Source organism: Rhodoferax ferrireducens, assembly GCF_031458075.1.
Taxonomy (GTDB): domain Bacteria; phylum Pseudomonadota; class Gammaproteobacteria; order Burkholderiales; family Burkholderiaceae_C; genus Rhodoferax_B; species Rhodoferax_B ferrireducens_A.
The window spans coordinates 1-3023 of sequence record NZ_JAVDXT010000013.1; the positions used below are offsets into that span (position 1 = coordinate 1).

Below are 3023 nucleotides of genomic sequence, written 5' to 3' on the forward strand. Positions count from 1 at the left end.
CCAGAAATGGCTGGGCGCCTCGCGCATCGGCTGGCTGTTTGTTGGCCCCAACCTGGTGGTGATTGGCATCTTCACCTTCCTGCCGATTGTCATCAACCTGGTCTACGCGGTGACGGGCGGGGTGAACCTGCTGCCGACACAGCGGCCGTTCACCGGGCTGGAGAACTTCTCCATCCTGCTCGAATGCCGCGACTACAGCGACCTGCAAAGCTGCCGCACCGACATCTTCTGGCGCTCCATCTTCAACACCATGAAGTTCAGCGTCATCCAGGTGGCACTGATGCTGTTCTTTTCATTGGTCACGGCCCTGGTGCTGAACCGCAAGATCATCGGCCGGGGCTTCTGGCGCGGCGTGTTTTTCTACCCGGTGCTGCTGTCGCCGGTGGTGGTGGCACTGATCTGGAAATGGCTGCTGCAAAGCCAAGGCGTGTTCAACGCCGGCCTGGTGGCCCTGGGCTCACAGCCCATGGATTGGCTGCTCGACCGGCACTGGGCCTTTTTCTGGGTGGTGGTGGTGTCGATCTGGGCCCACATGGGTTTCTACACACTGATCTTGCTGGCCGGCCTGCAGGCGATCCCGAAGGATGTGTACGAAGCCGCCGAGATGGACGCCGCGCCGCCGTTTCGCGTGCTGCGCCGCATCACCTTGCCGCTGTTGATGCCGAATCTGATCGTGGTGCTGGTGCTGGTGATGATCCGCGCAGTGCAGAGCTTCGACGAAGTGTTCGTGCTCACCGGTGGTGGCCCGGGCTCGGCCACCACCTTCATCGTGCAGTACATCTACCAGACCGGTTTTGCCGAGCAGATCCATCTGTACGGCTTGGCCGCCGCAGCCTCACTGATCCTCGCCGCCGGTCTGATGGCTTTGACGCTCGCGCAGCTGCGGTTGTCCAAGGCCAGCGAAGCCGGCAAGGTCAAGAAATAAGGACACAGAGATGGCTAACTTCCTCACCCGCAAGTATTCGGACAAACCAGGCCAAAAATATGGCGGTTCAGGCCTGCACTGGACCGACTGGGTTTCCTACGCCTACCTGCTGGCCGGCCTCATCGTCATGTTCGGCCCGGTGCTCTGGCTTGTGATGTCGTCGTTCAAGACCGAAAGCGCGATCAGCCAGTTCCCGCCGACCTTTTTGCCCTACAGCCAGAAAGAGGTGGTGGTCGCCGGCTTCGACAAACCGCTGCCCTTGTTCCGCGCCAAGGACGAGCAGGGCCAGACCCGGGAGCTGGCCCAGGTGCGCCGCATCGGCTTGGTCGCCACCATGGTCGACCCGGCCGCACCGCAGACCGAGCTGCGCGTCAACATCAACGACCGCCAGCCGGTGAACGAACTCAAGTTCGCCAGCGGCAACTACACCGAACTGTTCGGCAAGTTCGCCTTTGGCACCTACCTGTGGAACAGCGTGTTCATCACCGTGGTGGCCACCATCCTCACGCTGCTGTTCAACTCGATGGCGGCCTTCGCCTTGTCCAAGTACCAGTTCACCGGGCAGAAGACGGTGTTTGTGCTGATCATCGCCACGCTGATGATTCCGCCCACCATCATCCTGGTGCCGGCTTTTTTGGTGATCTCGGAACTGAACCTGCTGAACAACCTGTGGGGCGTGATCCTGCCGGCGGTGGCCACGCCCACCGGGGTGTTCCTGCTGCGCCAGTACATGCTGACCATTCCCGACGAGCTGCTGGAAGCCGCGCGCATGGACAACGCCAGCGAATGGCGCATCTACTGGAAGATCATCCTGCCGCTGTCGGCTCCGGCCATGGCGGTGCTGGCCATCTTCTCGTTCATGTGGCGCTGGAACGACTTCCTCTGGCCGCTGATCGTGCTGTCCAAGTCGGAGAAGTTCACGCTGCAGCTCGCGCTCAACGCCTTCCAGGGCGAACTGAACACCCAGTGGCACTACCTGTTGGCCATGACCGTCATCACGCTGATACCGATCAGCCTGGTCTTCACCTTCTTGCAGAAATACATCGCCACCGGCATCGCCAGCGCCGGTGTGAAGTAACCCGTCTAGGAATCTCCCATGGCTACTCTAGAACTTTCCAACGTTGTCAAAAGCTTTGACAAGACCACCATCATCCATGGTGTGGACCTGGCCGTTTCCGACGGTGAATTTGTGGTGTTTGTCGGCCCATCGGGTTGTGGTAAATCCACCCTGCTGCGCATCATCTCCGGCCTGGAGCCCGCCACCAGCGGCGATATCCGTATCGACGGCCAGCGCGTCAACGAGGTCACGGCCGCACACCGGGGTTGCTCCATGGTGTTCCAGTCGTACGCGCTGTATCCACATATGAGCGTGTACGACAACATGGCTTTCGGCCTGGAAAACCTGGGCGTGGCCAAGGCGGTCATCGAAACCAAGGTCACCGCCGCCGCCACCATGCTGCAACTGGGCCCGCTGCTGCAGCGCAAGCCGACGCAGCTCTCGGGCGGCCAGCGCCAGCGCGTGGCCATCGGGCGCTCCATCGTGCGCGAACCCAAGCTGTTCTTGTTCGACGAACCCCTCAGCAACCTGGATGCTGAGCTGCGTGTCTCCATGCGCGCCGAGATCCGCGACCTGCACGCCCGCTTGGGTGCGACCATGATTTATGTGACCCACGACCAGGTCGAGGCCATGACCATGGCCGACAAGATCGTGGTGCTGCGCGCCGGCCGCATCGAGCAGGTGGGCACGCCGCTGGAGCTGTACAACACGCCCTGCAACCAGTTTGTGGCCGGCTTCATCGGCAGCCCGCGCATGAACTTTGTACCCGCGGCTGAATTCCCCAGCGCCCTACCCGGCACGCACACCGTGGGCATCCGCCCCGAACACGCGCAGCTGGCCGACAGCGGGCCGCTGCAGCTAAAGATCAAGCAGGTCGAACAGCTGGGCAGCACTAGCATCCTGCATGGCCACGTGGTGCCCGATGCGCCTTTCGAGCTGATTCTGAACGGCCAGACCACCATCCAGCGCGGCGACACCGTGTGCGTCAGCGCACCGCCGGAGCAGCTGCACTGCTTTGATTCCAACGGCCTACGGTTGTAA

Annotated in this window: 3 protein-coding genes; all 3 read left to right on the top strand. The window is 61.9% G+C overall.

Going from position 1 to position 3023, the window contains the following annotated elements; translation table 11 throughout:
* Positions 1 to 925: carbohydrate ABC transporter permease (locus J2X19_RS25855; protein WP_310377329.1), on the top strand; the 925-nt coding region annotated here is incomplete at its 5' end.
* Between the two features lie 10 nt (positions 926 to 935).
* Positions 936 to 2003 carry a carbohydrate ABC transporter permease gene (locus J2X19_RS25860; protein WP_310377331.1) on the top strand — a complete coding sequence of 356 codons (1068 nt, stop codon included), beginning with the start codon at positions 936 to 938 and terminating at the stop codon, positions 2001 to 2003.
* 18 nt (positions 2004 to 2021) lie between these two features.
* Positions 2022 to 3023, top strand: a complete 1002-nt coding sequence (locus J2X19_RS25865) for an ABC transporter ATP-binding protein (RefSeq protein ID WP_310377333.1) — start codon at positions 2022 to 2024, stop codon at positions 3021 to 3023.

Excerpts from the sequence above, each read along its gene's own strand:
- J2X19_RS25865 (WP_310377333.1), top strand. The coding sequence starts at position 2,022 with ATGGCTACTCTAGAACTTTCCAACGTTGTCAAAAGCTTTGACAAGACC.
- J2X19_RS25860 (WP_310377331.1), top strand. The coding sequence starts at position 936 with ATGGCTAACTTCCTCACCCGCAAGTATTCGGACAAACCAGGCCAAAAA.